This is a genomic window from Candidatus Berkiella cookevillensis, assembly GCF_001431315.2.
Lineage (GTDB): Bacteria > Pseudomonadota > Gammaproteobacteria > Berkiellales > Berkiellaceae > Berkiella_A > Berkiella_A cookevillensis.
Genome location: NZ_LKHV02000001.1, coordinates 2332518 through 2354235 on the forward strand (window position 1 = coordinate 2332518; position 21718 = coordinate 2354235).

Annotated in this window: 22 protein-coding genes; 17 read left to right on the top strand and 5 right to left on the bottom strand. The window is 37.1% G+C overall.

Annotated features, from left to right (window positions below; all coding sequences use genetic code 11):
* The first annotated feature begins 39 nt into the window (after positions 1–39).
* The 13 genes from CC99x_RS09710 to CC99x_RS09770 all read left to right on the top strand — a co-directional run bounded on the left by CC99x_RS09710 (position 40) and on the right by CC99x_RS09770 (position 11512).
* Complete coding sequence (locus CC99x_RS09710) at positions 40–969, top strand: glycosyltransferase family 2 protein (RefSeq protein WP_057624886.1); 930 nt, start codon at positions 40–42, stop codon at positions 967–969.
* A complete protein-coding gene (locus CC99x_RS09715) occupies positions 962–1918 on the top strand; it encodes a lysylphosphatidylglycerol synthase transmembrane domain-containing protein (protein ID WP_057624888.1) in 957 nt (318 codons plus the stop codon). The genes CC99x_RS09710 and CC99x_RS09715 overlap by 8 nt, the downstream gene beginning before the upstream one ends.
* Before the next feature lie 94 nt (positions 1919–2012).
* Complete coding sequence (pilB, locus tag CC99x_RS09720) at positions 2013–3734, top strand: type IV-A pilus assembly ATPase PilB (protein ID WP_057624890.1); 1722 nt, start codon at positions 2013–2015, stop codon at positions 3732–3734.
* A 2-nt stretch (positions 3735–3736) separates the two neighbouring features.
* Positions 3737–4975 (top strand): type II secretion system F family protein, encoded by a 1239-nt coding sequence (locus CC99x_RS09725; RefSeq protein WP_057624891.1) that lies wholly within the window; start codon positions 3737–3739, stop codon positions 4973–4975.
* 27 nt (positions 4976–5002) lie between these two features.
* Positions 5003–5893: a prepilin peptidase gene (locus tag CC99x_RS09730; RefSeq protein ID WP_057624893.1), complete on the top strand. Its 891-nt coding sequence runs from the start codon at positions 5003–5005 to the stop codon at positions 5891–5893.
* Positions 5890–6510 (top strand): dephospho-CoA kinase, encoded by a 621-nt coding sequence (gene coaE / locus CC99x_RS09735; protein ID WP_057624894.1) that lies wholly within the window; start codon positions 5890–5892, stop codon positions 6508–6510. Before CC99x_RS09730 ends, coaE begins: the two co-directional genes overlap by 4 nt.
* Positions 6511–6547: 37 nt before the next feature.
* Positions 6548–7324 carry a cell division protein ZapD gene (zapD, locus tag CC99x_RS09740; RefSeq protein WP_057624896.1) on the top strand — a complete coding sequence of 259 codons (777 nt, stop codon included), beginning with the start codon at positions 6548–6550 and terminating at the stop codon, positions 7322–7324.
* Positions 7321–7524: a DNA gyrase inhibitor YacG gene (gene yacG, locus CC99x_RS09745; protein WP_057624898.1), complete on the top strand. Its 204-nt coding sequence runs from the start codon at positions 7321–7323 to the stop codon at positions 7522–7524. Before zapD ends, yacG begins: the two co-directional genes overlap by 4 nt.
* Positions 7525–7649: 125 nt before the next feature.
* Positions 7650–7958, top strand: coding sequence for a hypothetical protein (locus CC99x_RS09750; protein WP_057624899.1), 309 nt, complete (start codon positions 7650–7652; stop codon positions 7956–7958).
* Between the two features lie 161 nt (positions 7959–8119).
* Positions 8120–8662 (top strand): hypothetical protein, encoded by a 543-nt coding sequence (locus CC99x_RS09755; protein ID WP_057624900.1) that lies wholly within the window; start codon positions 8120–8122, stop codon positions 8660–8662.
* Positions 8663–8852: 190 nt separating this feature from the next.
* Positions 8853–9188 carry a hypothetical protein gene (locus CC99x_RS09760; RefSeq protein ID WP_057624901.1) on the top strand — a complete coding sequence of 112 codons (336 nt, stop codon included), beginning with the start codon at positions 8853–8855 and terminating at the stop codon, positions 9186–9188.
* A gap of 213 nt (positions 9189–9401) precedes the next feature.
* A complete protein-coding gene (locus CC99x_RS09765; protein WP_141651912.1) occupies positions 9402–10235 on the top strand; it encodes a hypothetical protein in 834 nt (277 codons plus the stop codon).
* 266 nt (positions 10236–10501) lie between these two features.
* Positions 10502–11512 (top strand): hypothetical protein, encoded by a 1011-nt coding sequence (locus tag CC99x_RS09770; protein WP_057624905.1) that lies wholly within the window; start codon positions 10502–10504, stop codon positions 11510–11512.
* A 12-nt stretch (positions 11513–11524) separates the two neighbouring features.
* Here CC99x_RS09770 and mutT read toward each other — a convergent pair whose 3' ends face one another.
* The 3 genes from mutT to CC99x_RS09785 form a co-directional block, all read right to left on the bottom strand.
* The gene (mutT, locus tag CC99x_RS09775; protein WP_057624911.1) at positions 11525–11962 is read right to left on the bottom strand and encodes an 8-oxo-dGTP diphosphatase MutT; all 438 of its coding nucleotides are present in this window, start codon (positions 11960–11962) and stop codon (positions 11525–11527) included.
* On the bottom strand, positions 11946–14654 hold the full coding sequence (gene secA / locus CC99x_RS09780; protein WP_057624912.1) for a preprotein translocase subunit SecA: 2709 nt from the start codon (positions 14652–14654) through the stop codon (positions 11946–11948). The genes mutT and secA overlap by 17 nt, the downstream gene beginning before the upstream one ends.
* A gap of 247 nt (positions 14655–14901) precedes the next feature.
* Positions 14902–15864: a M23 family metallopeptidase gene (locus CC99x_RS09785; protein WP_057624913.1), complete on the bottom strand. Its 963-nt coding sequence runs from the start codon at positions 15862–15864 to the stop codon at positions 14902–14904.
* A gap of 59 nt (positions 15865–15923) precedes the next feature.
* Between CC99x_RS09785 and CC99x_RS09790 the strand changes: the two genes are divergently transcribed.
* From CC99x_RS09790 to CC99x_RS09800, 3 genes are all read left to right on the top strand, one after another.
* The gene (locus CC99x_RS09790; protein WP_158003218.1) at positions 15924–16391 is read left to right on the top strand and encodes a DciA family protein; all 468 of its coding nucleotides are present in this window, start codon (positions 15924–15926) and stop codon (positions 16389–16391) included.
* A gap of 291 nt (positions 16392–16682) precedes the next feature.
* Positions 16683–17492 (top strand): arylamine N-acetyltransferase family protein, encoded by an 810-nt coding sequence (locus tag CC99x_RS09795; protein ID WP_057624915.1) that lies wholly within the window; start codon positions 16683–16685, stop codon positions 17490–17492.
* Positions 17493–17680: 188 nt separating this feature from the next.
* Entirely contained in the window at positions 17681–18355 is a 675-nt protein-coding gene (locus CC99x_RS09800; RefSeq protein ID WP_141651913.1) for a hypothetical protein, read from the top strand.
* Positions 18356–18364: 9 nt separating this feature from the next.
* Here the strand turns inward: CC99x_RS09800 and CC99x_RS09805 are convergent, their stop codons facing one another.
* Positions 18365–19297 (bottom strand): DUF4238 domain-containing protein, encoded by a 933-nt coding sequence (locus tag CC99x_RS09805; protein ID WP_057624917.1) that lies wholly within the window; start codon positions 19295–19297, stop codon positions 18365–18367.
* 166 nt (positions 19298–19463) lie between these two features.
* Positions 19464–20543 carry a Fic family protein gene (locus tag CC99x_RS09810; RefSeq protein ID WP_057624918.1) on the bottom strand — a complete coding sequence of 360 codons (1080 nt, stop codon included), beginning with the start codon at positions 20541–20543 and terminating at the stop codon, positions 19464–19466.
* 1010 nt (positions 20544–21553) lie between these two features.
* On the opposite strand from CC99x_RS09810, the gene CC99x_RS13050 reads away from it, so the two are divergent.
* Complete coding sequence (locus tag CC99x_RS13050) at positions 21554–21661, top strand: DUF4236 domain-containing protein (RefSeq protein WP_077065444.1); 108 nt, start codon at positions 21554–21556, stop codon at positions 21659–21661.
* The last annotated feature ends 57 nt before the right edge of the window (positions 21662–21718 follow it).

Genomic DNA, 21718 nt, shown 5'->3' on the forward strand with positions numbered 1-21718 from the left:
AAACTATACTGTGGATACTAATGTGAATGGAAAGAACAAATGACAAAACTCAACATTAATACCGACATTAGCTTAGTCTTACCTGCTAAGAATGAAGAACATGGCTTATCAAGCTTTCTGCCAGAATTATTAAAACGCTATCCAGGTTTAGAAATCATTGTCGTTGATGACGGCTCAACGGATAAAACCAAAGAGGTTGCCATTCAATGTGGTGCAACCGTTGTATCTCATCCTTATAGTATTGGAAATGGTGCTTCTGTCAAAACAGGAGCAAGACATGCAACGCGAGAATATTTAATGTTAATGGATGCGGATGGTCAGCATCAAGTAGATGATATTCAGAATATAATTAATAAATTTGAGCAAGGCTTTGACATGGTTGTAGGCTATAGAGATAAAGCCTCTCAAGCCAGTATGCCACGTTGGCTAGGTAATCGATTTTACAATTTTATTGCTTCTAATATCGTAGGCCAACCTATTTTAGATTTAACCTCTGGATTTAGATTGGTTAAGAAAGATAAATTTTTAGAATTCTTACATTTATTACCCAATGGTTTCTCTTATCCATCCACTATCACAATGGCTTTTTTTAGAAGTGGATACTCTGTTGGCTATCAAAAAATAACCGTAAAAAAGCGTATTGGCACCAGTCACCTGCGATTGTTTTCGGATGGTTTTAAGTTTTTGCTGATTATCTATAAGATGACCACACTGTATTCACCTTTTAAAGTATTTCTCCCTTTTGCCGTACTTCACTTCTTAGCGGGTACCCTCAATTATTTTTATACTTATTTTTCGCAAGGCCGCTTTACCAATATGAGCGCCGTATTTTTATCTGCTTCTGTGATTATTTTCTTGATTGGCTTAGTGTCAGAGCAAATTACCACCTTAATGTATCAGCGACATACACAAAATCAGACACCGCCTCCTAAATTATCCAAACAAAGCGCACAACAAGTTCATGAATAAGAAAGCCCTGCATTTTTCTTTGAGGCTCGCTGTTTATTTGCTTTTCGCGACTGCATTCATATATATCATTATGAATCATGGGCATGATATTCAAAATGCCTTATCCAAAATAGAATATAAATGGTTATTGGTTCTAGTTCCCTTGCAATTTGCCATGATTGCCATCAGTGGTTTTGCCTTTAAAATACTGAGCCTCCCCTTTCAATTCAAATTAAAATGGCAGGATTGGATGGGGCTGAGCTTTATTGCTAATTTTATTAATCAATTGTTACCCTATAGACCAGGGTTTGCTTTTCGCTATCTCTATTTAAAACAAAATTATAATATGCCGCTGAATACTTATTTATGGATCATGGCAGCCTATCTTGCTATTACTTGTTTCATTGCGGCATGCTTTTGTTTACTAGGCTGGTTATTTGGAAAATTATATATCATTGATGGACGCCAAATTTTGTGCATTTTAATTTTATGTGGTGGCCTACTATTGTTTGGTTATTTTTTAAAAAAATCTTCCCATGTACAAACCACCTCACGTTTTGATGCATTATTTACAGCGCTGAAAAAAATGATGCATGAGCCAGGCACCTTGAGCATAAGTAGTATAAGCTTCATCATCAGTTATTTAATCATTACTCTGTTATTTTACAGTATCTTTATATCATTGCATCATCCTATCGCTTTCACACACTGCATGTTCCTAACAGGTATTATCACCGTTGCCTCGATTGTACCTATCACAGCAGCTAATATTGGTGTAAATGAAAGTCTGATGGGCGTCTTAACCCAATTGTTGTATCAAGACTTTAGTTTAGGATTCAGTGCGACTCTAATATATAGAATGAGCCAATGGGTACCTGCTTTTATTTTTGGTACTTTGTTTAGTTTTTATCTTGTTGGTAACATTTTTCCTTGGCGTACAAAGCATATGCAAGATATAACCAAACCCTAACGGCATGATCCCAGAAGCTTGACTAATATTAATAGAGTCACAGCTGATGAATTTTAGCTTAACAAAGTAGATTAACCAAAGTGCAGTATGACCTATGACGAATAACAAAATGTTGAGTTTAAGTGGTTTGGCTAGAAAGCTTGTTGAAGAGCAATTAATCACTCAAGATGCCGCAACATTAGCTATCGAAAATAGCCGTAAAAAAAAGCAGCCTTTTGTATCCTATTTGGTTGAAAATAAGATACTCGCAAGTAGTGCGATCGCAAGAGCTGCCTCACGAGGATTTGGCGATCCTTTATTTGATTTACGCACGATGGATTTAGAAATGCTGCCTAAGGATATTGTCAGTGAAAAGCTCATTCGACAACATCATGCTTTGCCTATCTTAAAAAGAGGTAATCGACTCTATGTTGCATTGTCTGATCCCACAAACCTACAGGCTTTAGATGAATTTAAGTTCCATACCGGCATCAGTACAGAAGCTATTTTGGTTGATGAATCTCTTTTAGTTGAAATTATTGAAAAAATATTATCAGAACAAGAATCCTCTACTCTTTCAAATTTTGAAGATGCTGATCTTGATTCATTAGATATCTCTTCAATTGATGATGGTGATTTAAAAGATGATGATGGTGTCGGCTCAGATGTAGATGATGCACCTATTGTGCGATTTGTAAACAAAGTATTGGTCGATGCTATCAATAAAGGCGCCTCTGACATTCATTTTGAACCTTATGAAAAAATGTATCGCGTTCGTTTAAGACAAGACGGTATTCTATCAGAGTTTGCCACACCGCCTGTTAATTTAGCGCCTAGGCTCGCAGCACGATTAAAAGTAATGTCTAGACTGGATATTTCAGAACGCCGTGTTCCTCAAGATGGTCGCTTCAAAATGAAACTTTCCAAAAATCGCGCGATTGATTTTCGTGTCAGCACCTGCCCTACTTTGTTTGGCGAGAAGGTTGTAATGAGAATTTTAGATCCCTCCAGCGCCAAATTGGGTATTGATGCCCTTGGCTATGATGAAATCCAAAAGGCACATTTTTTGAATTCCATACATAAACCACAAGGCATGGTTTTGGTAACAGGCCCAACAGGTAGTGGTAAAACAGTATCCTTATATACCGCACTTAATATCCTAAATACTGCGGAAGTCAATATTTCAACCGCAGAAGATCCGGTAGAAATAAACTTACCTGGTATTAATCAAGTCAATATTAATCCCAAAGCAGGTTTACAATTCTCAAGTGCTTTAAGAGCTTTTTTACGCCAAGATCCAGACATTATCATGGTGGGTGAAATTAGAGACTTAGAAACAGCAGAAATTGCCGTCAAAGCGGCTCAAACAGGCCATATGGTGCTCTCTACCTTGCACACCAACAGTGCACCTGAAACCCTCACTCGAATGATCAATATGGGTGTGCCCGCTTTTAATCTTGCAACCTCTGTCACATTGATTATTGCACAGCGATTGGCGCGAAGGCTTTGTAAAGAGTGCAAACAGATACGAGAAGTGCCTCATGATGCTTTATTAGAAATTGGTTTTAATGAAGATGAACTCCATGAGAACATTGTTATTTACGAACCTAAAGGCTGTGATCACTGTAATCAAGGATACAAGGGTCGCGTAGGTTTATATGAAGTAATGCCTGTTACCAGTGCCATTGGCCGTATTATTATGGAAGGTGGAAATGCCATTCATATTCAAGAACAAATGATTAAAGAAGGTGTGCATACCTTAAGACGTGCAGGCCTAAACAAAGTCAAACTTGGCATCACTAGTATAGAAGAAGTCAATAGAGTCACCAAGGATTAAATATGGCCGCAGTCGCTAAAAAAAAGGAACTCAGCAAAAATCTAAGAACATTCAAATATGAATGCAAAAACCAGCAAGGACATAAAGTCACAGGTGAGGTGATAGCCTTATCCATGCCCTTAGCCAAAGCAGATTTGATAAGACAGGGTCTTACACCTGTCAAAGTTAAAAAATTAGCAAAACCCATTTTAATTGGTGGCAAAAAGAAAATATCCGCAACGGATATAGCCTATTTTAGCCGTCAAATGGCTACCATGATGTCAGCAGGTGTACCCTTAGTACAATCTTTTGATATCGTCGCCAAAGGCACGGATAATGCTTCTGTGCGTGCCTTAGTACTTAAAATAAAAAGTGATGTAGAAGAAGGACGTTCTTTTTCTGATGCGCTAAAACAGCACCCCAAAGAATTCGACAAACTCTTTTGTAATCTCGTCTCTGCAGGTGAAGCCTCAGGCGCATTAGAAACCATGCTCGATAGGGTTGCTACTTACAAAGAAAAATCAGAATCCATCAAGCGCAAAGTCAAAAAAGCTTTATTCTACCCTACCGCGGTGATGGTCGTGGCGCTGATCGTAACAGCGATTCTATTGATATTTGTTGTGCCACAATTTGAAGAACTTTTTAAAGGATTTGGTGCAGATTTACCTGTTTTCACTCAATTTGTCATTAATTTATCAGAATTTGTGCAAGCTTGGTGGTGGATAATATTGGCTGCTTTGGGGTGCTTTGGCTGGGTATTTGTTGTCGTCAAAAGGCGTTCTGTTATAGTACAAAGAATTCTAGATAAGATGATCTTAAAACTACCTATCATTGGCAATATTCTTCATAAAGCTGCTGTAGCCCGATATGCCCGAACACTTTCCACCACTTTTGCTGCTGGCGTTCCCTTGGTAGAAGCTTTAGATTCTGTAGCTGGTGCAACGGGCAATATTTTATACACAGAGGCTGTTTTACAAATTAAAGAAGAAGTGTCCACAGGTGCTCAAGTACAGCAAGCTATGCGAAATACTAATATTTTCCCTAATATGGTCATTCAAATGGTCGCCATTGGTGAAGAGTCTGGCTCATTAGATAGTATGTTAGGCAAAGTAGCCAATATTTATGAGGAAGAAGTAGATGCGGCTGTAGATGGACTCAGCAGCTTACTGGAACCACTCATTATGGCCATCTTAGGTGTCCTCGTGGGCGGTCTTGTTATAGCCATGTATCTACCAATATTCAAGATGGGATCGGTTATCTAATCTATTTTATTTTTGGACAAGAAAATCATGCTAGAAATGCTTATGCTATCTCCCCTCTTGTTTTTATCCTTTATTTGCCTGCTCGGTCTTATGGTTGGTAGTTTTTTGAACGTCGTGATTGTGCGTTTACCCATTATTTTACAAAAAGATTGGTTCAATCAATGTCAAAGTTTCTTATCAGAAAATCACAATATCACAATCCCAACCCCCACTTCTGAGAAAACAAGCTTTAACTTACTTGTACCACGCTCACACTGTCCTAAATGTAAACATACGGTGAGAGCCTTTGATAATATTCCTATTCTCAGCTATCTATTATTGGGCGGAAAATGCAGAAACTGTCGCACTGCTATCTCCATACGTTATCCCTTGATTGAAAGCTTCACGGCTATTTTATCACTCTTAACTGCTTATCATTTTGGTTTAAGTATTCAATTACTCCCAGCCTTGTTATTTACCTGGGCACTCATTGCATTGACGATGATTGATTATGATCAGCAAATTTTGCCCGATAACATTACCCTGCCTTTTTTATGGTTAGGTTTACTAGTCAATCTACAAAATTTTTATTGCACATTACCAGAAGCTATTTTAGGTGCCAGTTTTGGCTATATAATACTGTGGTCACTGTATTGGGTTTTTAAGCTCATCACAGGTAAAGAAGGTATGGGATATGGTGATTTTAAATTACTTGCCATGTTGGGCGCCTGGGTCGGTATCAAAGGCCTACTACCTATTATCTTATTCTCTTCTCTGATAGGTGCTATTGTAGGCATTACTTTAATACTACTTAAAAAGCATCAAAAAAATGTGCCTATACCCTTTGGCCCCTTTTTAGCCAGTGCAGGCTGGATAGTTTTTTTATATGGCGATAAAATAATTAACTATTATTTTGCTCTTTCAGGAATATCCGCATGACTTATGTGGTCGCCTTAACAGGTGGTATCGGTAGTGGCAAAAGCACCGTCTCAGATTATTTTGCCACATTAGGCGTCCCCGTCATTGACACAGATGTGATTGCGCGAGAACTTGTGGCGATTAATCATCCTTGTTATGAAGCGATTGTGCAAAAGTTTGGAAACTCTATTTTAGATGACAGGCTTTCTATCGATCGCAGAAAGTTAAGAGAGATTATTTTTCATAATGCGGATGCAAAGAAATGGCTAGAAAATTTGCTACATCCTCAGATCAAGCAAGCGCTCCGTGAACAAATCAGCAAGTTAAGCTACTTTTATTGCTTAATTGTAGTGCCCCTCCTCGTCGAAAATTTTGAGCACTATAAAAATTTTGTCAATCGTGTACTCTTGGTTGATAGCTTAGAAGAACATCAAATTAATCGCACTATGGCACGCGATCACAGTAGTTTAGCAACCGTTAAAAACATAATTGCCTCTCAAGCTTCGCGAGAAGCAAGACTGGCCATTGCGGATGACATTCTATTAAATAACAAAGAGTTAAAAATCCTCAAACAAGAAGTTGAGCTACTACATCAAAAATATTTACAAAAAGCCCAAGAGCTGATAAAACCTCAATAACCTCAATTCTCCAAAGTATATATTCATAGGATCAACTGTGGACGACACATCTATTTTAAATTACGAATTTCCCATATCTGAACGCTATAGAATAATGCTTCGATTAGAGCATTTGTTCCAATTTAGCAGAGACAGGATCAATTTGAACCATCCTGCTGATTTTGAATTATTCTTACAAACACTGATTGAGATTTCTGAACTCTTCAAAAGAACTGCTTATCAAAGTGAGTTGTTAGATGAAATTCAAAAATACCATAATTATCTACTAGGTCTTATGGAAATCCCGTCGGTTGACAAAATAGCACTCGACAGCATACTCACAAATATTGAATCATCCTCAAAAAGTTTAAAAAAATTCAATATAGACGCAATACAATTTTTCAAACATGAGATTGTGAAAGATTTTCGAAAGAGAGATGCTTTATCTCTTCATCATCCTTGCTTTGATATGCCCTTATTGCACTATTGGTCAAATCATAATCACGCCTTAACACGTCAAACAATGCTAACAGAATGGATTGAAGAATTCGCGCCGATTGAAGATACACTCTTATTACTCTTGCATCTAGTACGTCAAAGCGCTTACCCTAAAAGCGAAATAACAACCCAAGGAAAATTTTTGCTTAATTTGAGCAACGCTAGCACAAGCCCACTCATAAAAATCAGCTATGATGCAAATTTAAAAGTATATCCAGAAATCAGTGGCAGCAAACATAGAGTTTACCTTCGCTTTATGCCCGTTGACACAAATGTAGACTGCGACATTTTCAAACAAGAGATCCCTTTTGAACTAACGGTGTACCATTTATCATGAACAGCAAAATCTATCCATGCCCCAACTGTAAAGCATCTGTAAAATTTGATAAAAACAATCCTTTTCGCCCCTTTTGTAGTGAACGCTGCAAACTGATTGATCTTGGCGAATGGGCAACTGAATCTTATAAAATCCCTTCTCAAGAGCAACTCAATACCAATGATTATGAGTTCGATGAAGAGCAGGATAAACGTTCATAATTTAAATTTTAACCCTCACCCGCCCTTTCGGGACACCCTCTCCCAAAATTGGTAGAGGGAAAAATGTTCGCGTTGCGAACAAAGTGTTTGAAAATCCTTTAATGACCGTAAACAAGGAGTGTGCAATGAGAACATTACAATATGATGAATGCAATATCGTCAGTGGTGGCACCGACTATACAATATGGGCACAAGTAGGCGCAGGCTTGGGCGCCATGGGCGGCATGCTTTATACACTGAGTGGTCCTATGACAGGTGCTGCACTTGTTTTTAAACCTTTTGAAATGGTCTTAAAGGCCATCGTGGGGGCTGGTATTGGTTTAGGCGCAGGCTTTGTCGCAGCTGTCCTATACGAAACTGCTTACACCCTCTACGAACAGTCAAAACAAGCAGCAGAGCTTGGTGTGCAGCTAGCCCCTCTTTTGTTATTGTAATTTTTTCAGACTCGCTTCTCAAAGGCGTCAAAATTTTGGCGTCTTTGCTTATCCTTCCGACAAAAAAACAATAAATAACCTATGTTTCCTAAAGTAAAATGGCTTGTCATCCGACAAGTAATGGTCATTTTTACTTTTTTAAAATAGTAAGGGAGTTTATTATGTCGGCACCTGTTAAAATAGCAACTGCATTCTTAAGCTGTAGCTTCGTACTTTTCTCTCTTAATATTCAAGCAGGAGAGCCAAGAGTAGAAACAAAAGTAGAAACACAAAAACCAGAAAGCCAAACTATTTTTTTAGAACATAATATGTTGCTACAACAATCACAAGATCCAACCAATGCTGTTCCGCTCACCGCTGAAGAACAAAAAGCGGCCGATTTAAAAATGGCTGAATTAAAGGAAGCAGAATTAAAAGCTGCAGAAATGAAAGAACTGGGTTATAAAGTTGTATATAGCAAACAATCAATAAAAAAACCTGATCTAAACAATAAAAAAATTAAAGGGCAAATCTATAGATATCAATCGCCTTATCAAAAATTTGAAGTCAAAACCGATGAATTGGGTCAATTTTTACTTGATAAAAAATTAGATAAAAACGTAGCGATTTCCTTGTTTTACATAGAGGGACAAGAAAAATCAAATGTCAGATGTAATGGAAATGCTCTACCTGGCAAAAAGGAAATTACCGTATATTGTGAATAAATCACATTGCTGAGAGCCAAAGATATGGCTCTCAGCACATTCCTGCTATCTATCGCCAAACCAAGCTTCTTTATCTAATTCTATGAAACAAATCGACAGTCGGCAGCAATTAAACGCTCAAATTCAAGTAAAAAAATTTATTCTCTGTATACTTAAGTAACATTATTATTTAAGTGTTAGGATTATCATTATGCTTCAATTCTCCAAGAAAAAAAGGGGAAGTTCTAAGACCACCAAACGTATTCCTATTGCTAAGACAGCGCTTGAATCAGCATCTCTTCACGCATCAGAAAAAGAAAGCTTGCCAGAAAATAACTTAAACATCATGCTTTCTAGTACTAATCTATTAGAAATAGAAACTGAAGTAAGTACAAAATCATCAAGAGTTGAAGATATCCATCAGCCATCATCATCCTCTTGGGAAGATATTGATGTAACGCGCTCCATCGCCTATCAAACCAACTTAGAAAAAATCAGCTCAGAATCAAGAGAAGCATCATGGGAAGATATGCATTTAGAAGAATGAGAACAAACAGAGACTGATACAAATACTAATGCATATACAATTGATGAATGCGCACCCGATACAGATACAACCGCCTCATGCGCCGCAACGAGATCTACATCTACACTTCCCTCATACTCAAAATCAAAGGCAAGCAAAGAAACAACCAACCTTAAATTATTTTCTGACTTATCTTGCTTGAGAAAATTATCAAAAAAACCGCCTACCAATAGAATGAGCCAATTTGTAATGTTATTAGGAAATCCTGATGTACCAAGAAAACATCCTGGTGTAGATGACACATATCATCCTAAGAAAAACCTTGATCTGGAATGGAAAGATTTACTAGAACGTGGCATGACGACTTTGAAATATATCAATCACAAGAATCGTGTTTTCAAAGGAGCTTGCTCAAATACTATTTTTCTACGCACGCCTATTTCTAAGGAAGATGATGCGCTAACAAAGAGAATTCATACAGGTCATACTCTCGACTTCTATAAAGCATCTATTCAAAATGAAAAGCAATTACCTATAGAATTTCATTTTGCAGGTCATGGCAATGCAGAAACAATTGGGCCTATGTCATCTGACAAAAGACTCACACCCGCTGTAGTGGCCGAGCTCTTTGATTATATTGCTCAGAGCTGCGATTTAGCAGACACTTTAAAAGGCAAAAAACATTTGATTTTCAATTTCCATGTTTGTAATGCTGCATATATTGATGTAAGTGACTGTGTTACAGATGATGACATTCAGAAAAAATTACTGAATCAATCGGTTATTGGTAAGTTTTATCAACAAATGATTGCACTTGGATATACGAATATTACTGTAATTGGCTACCGCGGTTTTTATCAAGGAATGACAAATGGCTCAAATAGCTTTGTGACAGACACTATTCAAAGCAATCCAGGTAAATTAGAGCTTCCGATAAATAAAGTTACATACTCTATCGAACGAAAAGGTCAAGAAGATGTTTTTAGTTTGCCAAAAACGGATTTAGGCAAAAGATTTCATGTTGATTTGGAGCCTATCAGAAACGGACAGCAATTAAGACATATATAAGCCCTGTAATTTACACTGTAGTTTGTTCCCAGCAGCCCTTAGGCTACTGGGAACAAAACTGATCTAGCATGACACATTAACTAATTTTTTCATTACAAAACTTCTTCTTGATTCTATTGATGCAAATACACTCAAATATCTAGCTAAAGTTGCCTGCTGCTCCTAGAAGCCACATTTCTTCCTTAGTAGACAAACTATCTAGTATTTGCTACCATCCATCATCATACAATTCTTAGTATTTAACCCTAAATTACACAGTGAGTATTATGATCGGTAACACAGAAGCACAGATTGTTGAACCATCCATCTCTATGATAGATCGCTTCTATTGCACTTCAGCGAACACCTTAACCCAATATTTTGATACTCGTAAACGCATTCATAAAGGCAGATTCTCTGATTTTGTGTTATTACCATTGCCACTGATGCTTCTTGAGCAAGAAATTTCAGAATTAGATTCTGAAGTAACAGATATCTATCAATTCAGTAAATCGACCATCGGTATGCTAAAAAATACTAAGTCTAAGAAAGTATACCCATTTCCAATTATTCCTATAAAAAATTCTCTTAAAGAGGTTCAGCCCATTGAAACCTGCACACTTGCTGCATGCGCAACAGCCATTTTAAATGAAAAACAATTTATACCTACTTTTAACATTGTAGGACATGGCACACCATCGGGTGTTGGCTTTTCAGATGTTGATACTCAATTAAACCCTGCTGCTTATGCGGGGCAAATACAAGAATTATTTGAGTGGCACAAGCTATCTGCTTTAAAGCATCGCCCACTTAATTTTGTCTTTCATACTTGCAATAGTGCATATGCGAAAGTTTCATCAACGATGGAGCGAGCAGACATCTTGAGAGCAGTTTCCGACAATTCATTCATCGGTATTTTTTACAAAGCCATGCAAGAATTCGGCTATGAGAATTTAACTGTGACGGGATATCGTGGCTATTATTGTTCTCTGACAGCACGTGGCGCAAGCAGACCAATAGTACAAGATTCATTTCATACCCCAAGCACTACACTAAATGCTCTCAAAGGGCAGTATGTTATCTCTAAAGCAGGTTGCAAGACTTCAGCAAGCACTATTGATCAGATGTGTTTCCCAGTTTTACCCTACGATAATATAACAACAAGTACAGAAATGAGTAGTAATGATTGGCTTGATGCTCCCGATCACAGAGAAGGCACTAGTAGTAGCTCTTTACATAGTGGTAGCTCAGATGGCCAAGTTGCTTTATTAGCATCTATAAGAAGAATGAAAATATAAAGTTAAAGAAGTTTATAGGATTTCTAAGCTTTCCAAAGCCTGAATAATAACATCATTGGCTGGTAGTAAAGGATAGTTTTTTAATTCTGCTCGTGAACACCAGGCTAAACTCTGGCCTTCTTTGCCAAACGGTATTCCCTGGTAGTCTCGCACCCAAAAGACTCTCAACCTTACACAATATTCAGGATAAACATGCTGAACCGTCAAGAAAGAGTGGGCATCTAATTCAGAAATACCTATTTCTTCCGTTAATTCACGCACCAAGCCAACCAGCGGTGTCTCAAATTGCTCAATCTTACCGCCAGGAAACTCCCAATAATTTGAATAAGGCTGATGCGACTGACGTTGCGTCAATAGCAGCTGCTTTTGCTCATTGACCAAAATGCCAACAGCCACTTCAAGTGGTAAAACCCGAGATGGCTTTAATTTTGTATTATTCAAGTCGACCATGACAATGCTTATATTTCTTGCCAGAACCACACGGACAATCTTCATTACGGCCTACTTTAGGCGCAGCACGTGTTAAGGTAGCATGACCGCCGCCAACAGCTTGGAGCTTCTGCTCTTCTTCCATCTCTAAAGCATTGGCATCCGCATGCTGAAATTCCAAAGAAGATTCATCCACTTTTGATTGTTCAACTTCTTCAATTTGCTGGCCATTCTTGACTTCAACCAGCGATAAAATACCAATCACTTGACGACGAATACTCACAAGTAAGGCAGAGAATAAATTAAAAGCTTCTCTCTTATATTCTTGTCGGGGATCTTTTTGTGCGTATCCTCTTAAGAATACACTTTGTCTCAAATATTCCATTTGCGTTAAATGATCACGCCAATGCGTATCTAAACTATGTAACATGACTGATTTCTCAAAGCGTCGCATCACATCGCTACCAACAGAAGCTTCTTTTTGTGCATAGAGATCATCTAAAGATTGTCTAATTTTTTCTTTCAAAGTCTCTTCATGCAAGCTCTTATCTTGCTCTAGCCATTCTCTGATCTTAAGATTCAAACCAAATTCATTTTCGAGCGTTTGCTCTAGACCAGGAATATCCCACATTTCTTCAATACTGTGTGGTGGAATATATTCAGCTACGACAGCATTCACAACAGCACTTCGCACATCAGCAATGTGCCCAGAGATATCTTCTGTTGCCAGTAAAGCATCTCTTTGATCATAAAAAACTTTACGCTGATCATTGGCAACGTTATCGTATTCTAACAGTTGTTTACGAATGTCAAAGTTATGACCTTCTACTTTCCTTTGCGCATTCTCAATTGCACGGTTTACCCATGGATGTGTGATAGCTTCGCCCTTTTGCACTCCTAAACGGCGCATAATCTGGCTCACTTTTTCAGAGGCAAAAATACGCATTAAATTATCTTCTAATGAAAGATAGAAGCTGGATGAGCCAGGATCACCTTGTCTACCACTTCGACCACGAAGTTGGTTATCAATACGTCTAGACTCATGTCGTTCTGTACCAATAATGTGTAAACCACCCGCAGCAACAACCTCATCATGACGCAATTGCCATGCTTTTTTAATGTCTTCAATTTCTTCTGGCGTGATATCTTCGCGTGCTTTTATCTCAGACTCTAAAGAACCACCCAATGTGATGTCTGTACCACGGCCCGCCATGTTGGTCGCAATTGTAACAGCACCAGGTCGGCCTGCCTCAGCAACAATTTCAGCTTCTTTGTCATGGTGTTTTGCATTTAAAACCTGGTGCTTTATTTTATGTTTGTGCAGAATTTGAGATAAAAGCTCAGAGGTTTCGATCGATACGGTGCCCACCAAAACTGGGCGTTTCTTTGCAACACTCTCTTTAATTTCAGAGATAATCGCTTCAAATTTCTCTTCTTTCGTTAAATAAATCATGTCCGCATTGTCTTTGCGCACACAGGGTTTATTGGTCGGAATCACAACCACTTCCAAACCATAGATTTGCTGGAACTCATAAGCTTCTGTATCAGCCGTTCCGGTCATACCCGCAATTTTATCGTACAATCTAAAGAAATTCTGGAAAGTAATAGAGGCCAGTGTTTGGTTTTCACTTTGAATCGTAACACGCTCTTTTGCCTCAACCGCTTGGTGAAGGCCTTCTGACCAACGACGACCTGGCATCGTGCGGCCAGTATGCTCATCGACAATGACAACTTCATCGTTTAAGACTAAATAATCAACATCCCGCTTAAATACATAATGAGCACGCAAGCTTGCATTCAAATAATGCAACAATCCAATATGGCGAGAATCATATAAACTCTGCCCTGACTCCAATATACCCGCTTTTACTAAAAGGGTTTCAACTCTTAGATGTCCTTCTTCTGTTAAGAAGACTTGCTTAGATTTCTCATCAATGCTGAAATCACCTGGACCATCTTTAACAGGTTGTGGTTTCAACTGTGGCACAATCTCATTCATTTGCAGGTAATATTCATTACTGCTTTCTGCAGCACCTGAAATAATCAAAGGCGTACGTGCCTCATCAATCAAAATAGAGTCGACTTCATCGACAATGGCAAAGCTCAATTCTTGACGTAAACATTCATCTAAACTAAAGGCCATTTTATTACGAAGATAATCAAAGCCAAGCTCATTATTCGTTGCATAAATCACATCGCAGAGATAGCTTTGTCTTTTGACTTCTTGGCGCATGCGAGGCACCACAATACCGACGGTTAAGCCAAGCGTGTGGTATAAAGGACTCATCCAGTGTGCATCACGTCTCACTAAATAATCATTCACCGTTACAATATGCACAGAACGCCCTGTGAGTGCATTTAAATAGGCAGCTAATGTGGCCATGAGGGTTTTTCCCTCACCTGTTGCCATTTCGGCAATCTTGCCTTCATGCATCACCATGCCACCAATCAGTTGCACATCAAAATGACGCATATTCAGTGCGCGCTTACCTGCTTCACGCACCAAAGCAAAGGCTTCTGGCAAGAGCTTATCTAGAGATTCGCCCTTCTGATATCGTTGCTTAAAGCTTTCTGTTTTCTGAGGAATTTCCTCTAGCGAAAGAGCTTCATACTCTTTTTCTAGAGCATTAATTGCATGAACATATTTATGGTACTTTTTAAGTAAGCGTTGGTTACGGCTACCTACAATTAACTTAGCAACATTAGAAAACATAAGCGCTTAATTCTATATAATTAGGGTTGAAAAATATGCTCAATCTAAACGGATTTTAGGTTAGACATCGATCCCATTTCAAAACAAAATGAAAAAGATATCACTCAAAATTCGCCCATCTTAAAGCAAAGAGCTGAGTCAGGCACTATATCATAGCTAAGATAGAACATGGAGTTTCTTTGCCTAAATACAAGTCCTTCGTATTTATTTTCTTAATTGATTTATCCAACAAAAAAAAGAACATCAACTAACTTTTGGGTTTTAAATTTGAAAAATACAGTCCTGGATCAACGGCTTTGTTGTCTTGTAACACTTCTAAATGCACATGAGGCCCTGTCGAGCGTCCCGTTGAACCCATCAATGCAATTGCATCCCCTTTCTTTACCATATCGCCTGGTTTGACTAAAGTTTCTTTATTATGTGCATAACGCGTTGCTAAACCATTAGAATGTTGAATTTCAACTAATTTGCCATAATTATTTCTATCTTCGGAAATGCTCACGACACCGCTGGCAACCGCAAATACTTCATCACCTTCTCGCCCAGCAATGTCTACCCCATTATGCTGAACAATCTTGCCTGTAAAAGGATCGGTACGGCGACCAAAAAAAGATGAAACCCAACCATTTTTTACCAGCTTTGCTTTGCCCCATAGCTCAGATGAGCGTCGCTGATGGTGGTTACGAAAGAGATCTTCAAGGAAAGTTAATTGTTGAAAACGTTTATTTAACAACACTTCTAAATCAGACAAGTTCTTTAAAATGTCGCTCACTTCTATATCAGCAATTAAAGGACCACCTATGCCCATGGGTTCTGAAAAATTAAAGGCCTTGGGGTCAAGCTCTGCTTTTACGATTAATTGCTCACCCAAAGCGTTTAAGCGCAGCACACTATCCACCAAGCGACCAATATGTTCTGAAATGACGGTTAGTTGTTCATCTCTCTGCTCATCCTTGCCTGCGTCTGCTGGATGACTTGTTGATGCAGCAGCATCTTCTACATCGTGCTCATGAACATCATGTTCATGAAGAAGAATTTCAGCATTATTATGTTGTCTATCATACCAATATGTGAATTTGTAAGTTCCCCAGCTAGCAACACCTGTCAAAGCCACAATAGCAAATAATATAAAAATGACTGATTTTTTAAGGCTAATTTTGAATTTTATGACATCACCACAAGTAGGATGCGCAACTGTTATGATATGCATATATGATTTTTTTTTATATGATAGCTATTCCATCCTGCATAATGCTAAAAAATCATCAAATGAGCCAACAAACAAAAAAAATTGATAGTATTCTAAGTAACGATGATTCTGTTTTTGGTCGGCTAATTAACAAAGCAAAAGCATTGTCTAAGCTCGATGACATTATTCAAAGCGTTTTGGATGCAAAGCTAAAAGGACGATACAAAATAGCAGGATATGAAAAGGGTGTACTCACTTTTCTTACAGATAACAGTGCAACTGCAACACAAATACGCTACCAAACCCCCGAAATACTCAAACGATTACGCAGCCAATCGCAATGGGCTGGGCTTGTGACCATAAACGTCAAAGTACACCATCACTGGCACGAATATATTGCTCCTCCTCCTAAAGAGCCTGTCGGAGAGCCTGTGATGATGTCTGAACAATCCAAAGAAACCTTACGCATGCTGATCGAGAGTTTAAAAGAAGATCCACGCAATGAAGTGATTATTAAGAGCTTACATAAGCTCATTGCTTCAAGCTAAAAATCAATTTGCGCGATGCGGCTGGAAGGTGTGCGTTTCTACACAGCAACAAAACCTACTTTTCTATTCTTTTCTTTCGCAGTGGTATACACTTAAAATATAAAGATATCTTTATATTCTTGTATATACGCTTGAATTTATGAATAAATTTAATATTGTGAATGAAACAGTATTTTCTTAAGCGCCAGATAATACATTGAAAAAAACTGTGTTAGACAAGAGATCTTTAGCAAAGATAACGAAAGAAAAATTTAAAATACAAGCTCAAAAATACACACGAGGTATTTTAAAATGGCGATAGATCTAGATTTATATTTCAAACGAATTGGATATCAAGGATCTCGTGAGCTAAACAGCCAAACCTTAATTAATATTCACAGACAACAATCCTTAACGATTCCTCTTGATATGCTCGATCATCATCTTGGTGTACCCCTTAGCCTTGAACCAGAATTTATCTTTAATAAAATTCTTCGTCATAAACGAGGCGGTGGTTGTTCTCAACTTAATGAAATTTTAGCACTGGCACTCATTGCCTTAGGGTTTAAGGTCGAGCGTCTTATGGCTAGGGTGTTTTATGATTTAGAAGAAGATCAAGCACCTATTTTATCTCATAAAATGCTTCGGGTGACATTTAATGATGAAACTTGGATTTGTGATTGTGGGTTCTATTGCGGATTAATCGAGCCTATCCCATTTGTATTGGATACACAGTTTGATCACTGCAATCGCTCTTTCATTCTGACAGAGCACAAAGAACACGGCATTATGTTTAAAGCAAAAATAGAGGATAAATGGATAGAAATGTATACTTTTAATCTTATTTCATATATCCCAGAAGATTATAAAGCTGTCTTTTCTTATAACTGCATTAATCCCGAGAGACCTTTTTACGATCATGCCATTGTGACAATGAATACCATCGATGGCAAAAAAGTATTATATGACAGAACCTTCGATAAAAAATCTGGCAAGAAAACGACTGTTATTAATATTCGAACCTGCGAACAATATCATGAAATTTTAAGGGAAGAATTCAATATCGAGATACCAGAACACCCTAATTTTTTCCCAGACCCCATGCTGATGTTGAAACGGTGAGTATGCTTTGAAGCACAGCTGTGTTGGGTATCCTGAATGATTTTATATCGGCAAATTCGAAAGTATTTTGACGGATTGTTCAGCTTAGCTGAGATTGCTATTCTTACACGGCTCGTCCGTATAGAATCTTGTAAACTTATTACGTTTCCCAACGATAAATGTTAACAAACATCAAAAATGAATTATATATGTTTACTAAGATTGTAAAATATACTTTTCTGAAAATAATTCCAGTGAGCTGGACTATAATATCTATTATTGCTTTCTCTCTACAACAATTTGGTATATCACCCTACTATATAGATCTAAAAAAGAAAGATTATATAAGTCCATTTTTAGAGGTATATTCAGGAGAAAAGATAAGGTTAAATCTTGATCTTAAAAAAAACATATCGATTAAAAACATACGAGATATTCAATGGACAATTGAAACAAAAAATAAAAAATACTACGCACAATCTTTATCCCCTGATTTCTTTGTGCCTGATAACGGTGGTCTTTTAAATTGCTTTGTACATGTCATTACTGATGACAATCAAAAGTTTTCATCCCAGTTAAATTTTTCTGTGGTAGAAACTAAACCTATCGTTTTAAAAGCAAGTGAAAACATTCCTATATCATACAATGCCATAGATTTACCTCAACAAAAATTATACTTAACTGATCCTAAATTTGAAGTCTTAAATTCGGATAATAAATGGATCGATATTGAATCTAACAATAATGGTTATTACATTAAAGAGGGTTCTGAGTTAAAAATAGTTAATAATAAAATCTTTGTCAGAGAGAAAGGTGAAACCAGCAACATAGAAAATTATGGGATTATCAATAATAAAAACATTATGAATTTAAAAAATCATTAAAGTAAACATTCATACGACCAAATCTTCAGGGACAGTTAATTCTCTATTATTAGCGTGAAAAGTTTCATAATATGTCTTTAAGCCTTCTAGAATTTCATTACGTGTACCCCAAAATGAAATATTCTCATGAGGCGCATAAACTTGCTTTTTTGCAAAACATAAAATATTTGAATTTATCAAAGCAACCGTATCTTTTTCCGCATGAACAACTTGGTCATATCCTTCAAAATCGCCAATCAATGCAAGCTTCCTAGAGAGCGTAAAAAATACCTGCGTATCACCACATCCAAATCCAGGACCAGTATGATATTTTTCCGGATTTTTCCATATCAATGCAATAGGAAAATCGCATGTAACAAATCGCTGCTCATTAGGAGCCTTAACTAATGTCCATTTGCGATTTAACATTGTTGCTAGAACAGTTTCGAAAAACTCAAAATACTCATTATAAATATGAGTACTTTTAGAAAACTCAACCTTAAATTTATCTTCCTCAAATAGCTTTTTATGTTCTTCAGTAATCAAAACGCCATTTACTTTATAACCCACCTTGGAAGCAGCTATGTGCAGCACACGTTTCGCAATAAAATCGATCATGTTATTATGCTGCTCTCGTCTAAACGGGTTGCTTACTGCAAATAACGACATTAAATTTAGAATTGTAATTCTATCATCACCCTCGATTTTTTCTAGCGTCTCAACATTACGAATTGCCTTAGCAACATCGGCCTCAAATTTGCTACGAGCTGATTCGATCACGTTAGACATCATCCCATCCGCAGTTTTAAAACTGTTAAAATATGTTTCTGCCCCCACGTTGTGTGGACCTGCGTAAAAAACTCTACCGTCATTTAAGCTTAAAGTTGCTAATTTCCTACCGGAATTTGTGAACCCGTTTAAATAACATTGCGACAAATAATGTTGCTTCTTAGGATTGTTCATCTTTTAGCTCTATGTATTTTAAGGTTTAATTGTATATGCACTTCTAATATTTTCTATGCATATGAGTGACAACATGTATAGAAAAGTGCCATTTTCTATACATATCCAAAAAATATGTATAGAAAAAGCCCATTTCCTATACACGTTTTAGGTGATAAATGGCTAGTTAGAGGTCTTGAACATTACTTATTAAGTTCATTAACTCATTGTTAATGTAGTAGCTCTCACGCCCTAATTTGGTCTTTTGCATCAAACCAATACGACTCAGCTCATCAAGATAACGCGTGGCAGGAAGACGGGTAACATTAAGTTCTTTCTCAACAAAAGCTATTTTAGTATAAGGGTGACCGAAAATGATATTAAGCAAATCTTGACTGTAAATTTTTGGCAACTCTTCACGGATCTTATGTTTGTAATTCTGCATCAGTTCTTTCATGGCATGAATGAGATGTATCGTCTGAAGTGATGTTTTCCTTACACCTTCAAGAATATAGAGCACCCATTCTTCCCAAGCATTATTATCTCGCACTAACTGTAACAAGCGATAATATTCGGTCTTATTCTTATTGATATAGCGGGAAAGATAAAGCACTGGCGACTCTAAAAGATCTTGCTGCACTAAATAAAGAATATTAATAATCCTGCCTGTTCGACCATTACCATCATAAAACGGATGTATGCTTTCGAATTGATGATGAATAACTGCCATTTTCACTAAAGCATCCCATTCACACAATTCAGGGTTATTTATGAACTGCTCAAGATTATCCATTAATCCCTGTATTTCTTCAGGATGCTGAGGAGGCTCATAAATGATTTGACCTGTTTGCTCATTTTTCAAAGAGGTTCCAGGCAGTTTACGAAATCCCGCACCATTTTCTATCAATGTAGACTGGATTTCGATTATATGATTATTGGTTAGCAAAGAATTTTTTTTAACTTTTTCAAAACCACGCTTTAACGCTGTCGCATAGCTGTATACTTCTTTTGCTGCTGTGGTAGTAAATTGATGCGCCAGTGCATCGCTTTCATACAATTCATCTTGAGTGGTAATGATGTTTTCAATTGCAGAACTATCCTTAGCTTCCTGTAAGGATAAAGTATTAATGAGGATATTCTGATTAGGGATAATGCCTGTTACACCTTTTAATTCAGCTAATGCTGAACGGGCTTCACCAGCCTTTTTAAGGACAACTTTGCTTTCGATGTCAATATCTAAAGGCAAATTAGGAATTTGGTATGTCATTACTGCCTCGTGTGTATTTTTCTTACTTTCTGATCGATAGCTAAGTCATCACTAAATATGGTGTATGTTCAAAAGGTAATTATGCCACGCACTACTTGAAATTCAATAATTTCCTGCTATTTTATCATTTATTTCTCCAAAAATTAGTTATAAAACCCACAACGAATAAAACAATAAAACATGTTGCTGATTACTTGAAACTGAATGAAAAAATGACCTATTGCTTCGTTTCACGGGGTAAAATCCCAGGATGTAAAGCAGGTTTTAATTGTAATGAATTTGAAGGGTTAGTTATATAACAATGCAAACCTATTTCAAGCAAAGTTGAATAGGATTTAACAAATGAACCTGATACGAAACAAGCATTATTCCTACATATTGACTGGGCACTCACGACATTCTTTTTTACCATTAACTTCCTTGCAAGCAGTTTGCTTTTTCATGCTGATAAGCTGCTTTGTTTTTTCATCATAGATAACACGATTATCATTTGTGATAACTGTTGCGCTAGACAATGACTGCTGGATTTTTTTCTACCGCTTAAACCACCTTTGCCTTCTCAATCTTACCGTTCTAAAATCACAAACATCAAAACTATACATAAATAAAAGCAATTTACTTTTCAAATCAATGCGCCTCAGAATCATGAGCTATAAACTTCCCTAAATTAAATATCAATTAAGCCGAAACAATTGGAATCGAATACACAAAATATACCGCATGAATATTAATACAGCACTAAACAAAGTTTCACATCAGTTCAAAAACAACGTTGAAGGTATGGCTCATTTCATTGAATGGAAATTTTTTGAAGAAGAGACTAATGGTTTATCAAAATATATAAAAAATTAATAAAAAATCACTCTATACACCTGGAGATATTTTAGTTTTAATCCCAAGAAGACAAATATTTATAGCATAAGAGACAAGTTATCAGAAAATAAAATATCAACTCATAGTTTATATCTTGAAGCAGAACTGAAGCCAAAAGAAGCTCAAAAGGATAATATATGACACTCCGTTTTAGACGCACAATTAAAATTGTGCCAGGTATTAGGCTAAATCTAGGCAAACGTGGGATGAGTATCTCCACTGGGGTGCGGGGGGTGCATCAATAAATTTTGGTAGAAATGGCTTATACGCAAATGTAGGATTACCAGGAACAGGATTATCTT

Coding starts and splice junctions, on each gene's coding strand:
- CC99x_RS09795 (WP_057624915.1), top strand. CDS start 16,683: ATGGCGATAGATCTAGATTTATATTTCAAACGAATTGGATATCAAGGA.
- CC99x_RS09790 (WP_158003218.1), top strand. CDS start 15,924: ATGAGCCAACAAACAAAAAAAATTGATAGTATTCTAAGTAACGATGAT.
- CC99x_RS09765 (WP_141651912.1), top strand. CDS start 9,402: ATGAGCCAATTTGTAATGTTATTAGGAAATCCTGATGTACCAAGAAAA.
- CC99x_RS09770 (WP_057624905.1), top strand. CDS start 10,502: ATGATCGGTAACACAGAAGCACAGATTGTTGAACCATCCATCTCTATG.
- yacG (WP_057624898.1), top strand. CDS start 7,321: ATGAACAGCAAAATCTATCCATGCCCCAACTGTAAAGCATCTGTAAAA.
- CC99x_RS09715 (WP_057624888.1), top strand. CDS start 962: ATGAATAAGAAAGCCCTGCATTTTTCTTTGAGGCTCGCTGTTTATTTG.
- coaE (WP_057624894.1), top strand. CDS start 5,890: ATGACTTATGTGGTCGCCTTAACAGGTGGTATCGGTAGTGGCAAAAGC.
- CC99x_RS09785 (WP_057624913.1), bottom strand. CDS start 15,864: ATGCATATCATAACAGTTGCGCATCCTACTTGTGGTGATGTCATAAAA.
- CC99x_RS13050 (WP_077065444.1), top strand. CDS start 21,554: ATGACACTCCGTTTTAGACGCACAATTAAAATTGTGCCAGGTATTAGG.
- pilB (WP_057624890.1), top strand. CDS start 2,013: ATGACGAATAACAAAATGTTGAGTTTAAGTGGTTTGGCTAGAAAGCTT.
- CC99x_RS09805 (WP_057624917.1), bottom strand. CDS start 19,297: ATGAACAATCCTAAGAAGCAACATTATTTGTCGCAATGTTATTTAAAC.
- secA (WP_057624912.1), bottom strand. CDS start 14,654: ATGTTTTCTAATGTTGCTAAGTTAATTGTAGGTAGCCGTAACCAACGC.
- CC99x_RS09750 (WP_057624899.1), top strand. CDS start 7,650: ATGAGAACATTACAATATGATGAATGCAATATCGTCAGTGGTGGCACC.
- CC99x_RS09730 (WP_057624893.1), top strand. CDS start 5,003: ATGCTAGAAATGCTTATGCTATCTCCCCTCTTGTTTTTATCCTTTATT.
- CC99x_RS09725 (WP_057624891.1), top strand. CDS start 3,737: ATGGCCGCAGTCGCTAAAAAAAAGGAACTCAGCAAAAATCTAAGAACA.
- CC99x_RS09710 (WP_057624886.1), top strand. CDS start 40: ATGACAAAACTCAACATTAATACCGACATTAGCTTAGTCTTACCTGCT.
- CC99x_RS09755 (WP_057624900.1), top strand. CDS start 8,120: ATGTCGGCACCTGTTAAAATAGCAACTGCATTCTTAAGCTGTAGCTTC.
- mutT (WP_057624911.1), bottom strand. CDS start 11,962: ATGGTCGACTTGAATAATACAAAATTAAAGCCATCTCGGGTTTTACCA.
- CC99x_RS09800 (WP_141651913.1), top strand. CDS start 17,681: ATGTTTACTAAGATTGTAAAATATACTTTTCTGAAAATAATTCCAGTG.
- CC99x_RS09810 (WP_057624918.1), bottom strand. CDS start 20,543: ATGACATACCAAATTCCTAATTTGCCTTTAGATATTGACATCGAAAGC.
- CC99x_RS09760 (WP_057624901.1), top strand. CDS start 8,853: ATGCTTCAATTCTCCAAGAAAAAAAGGGGAAGTTCTAAGACCACCAAA.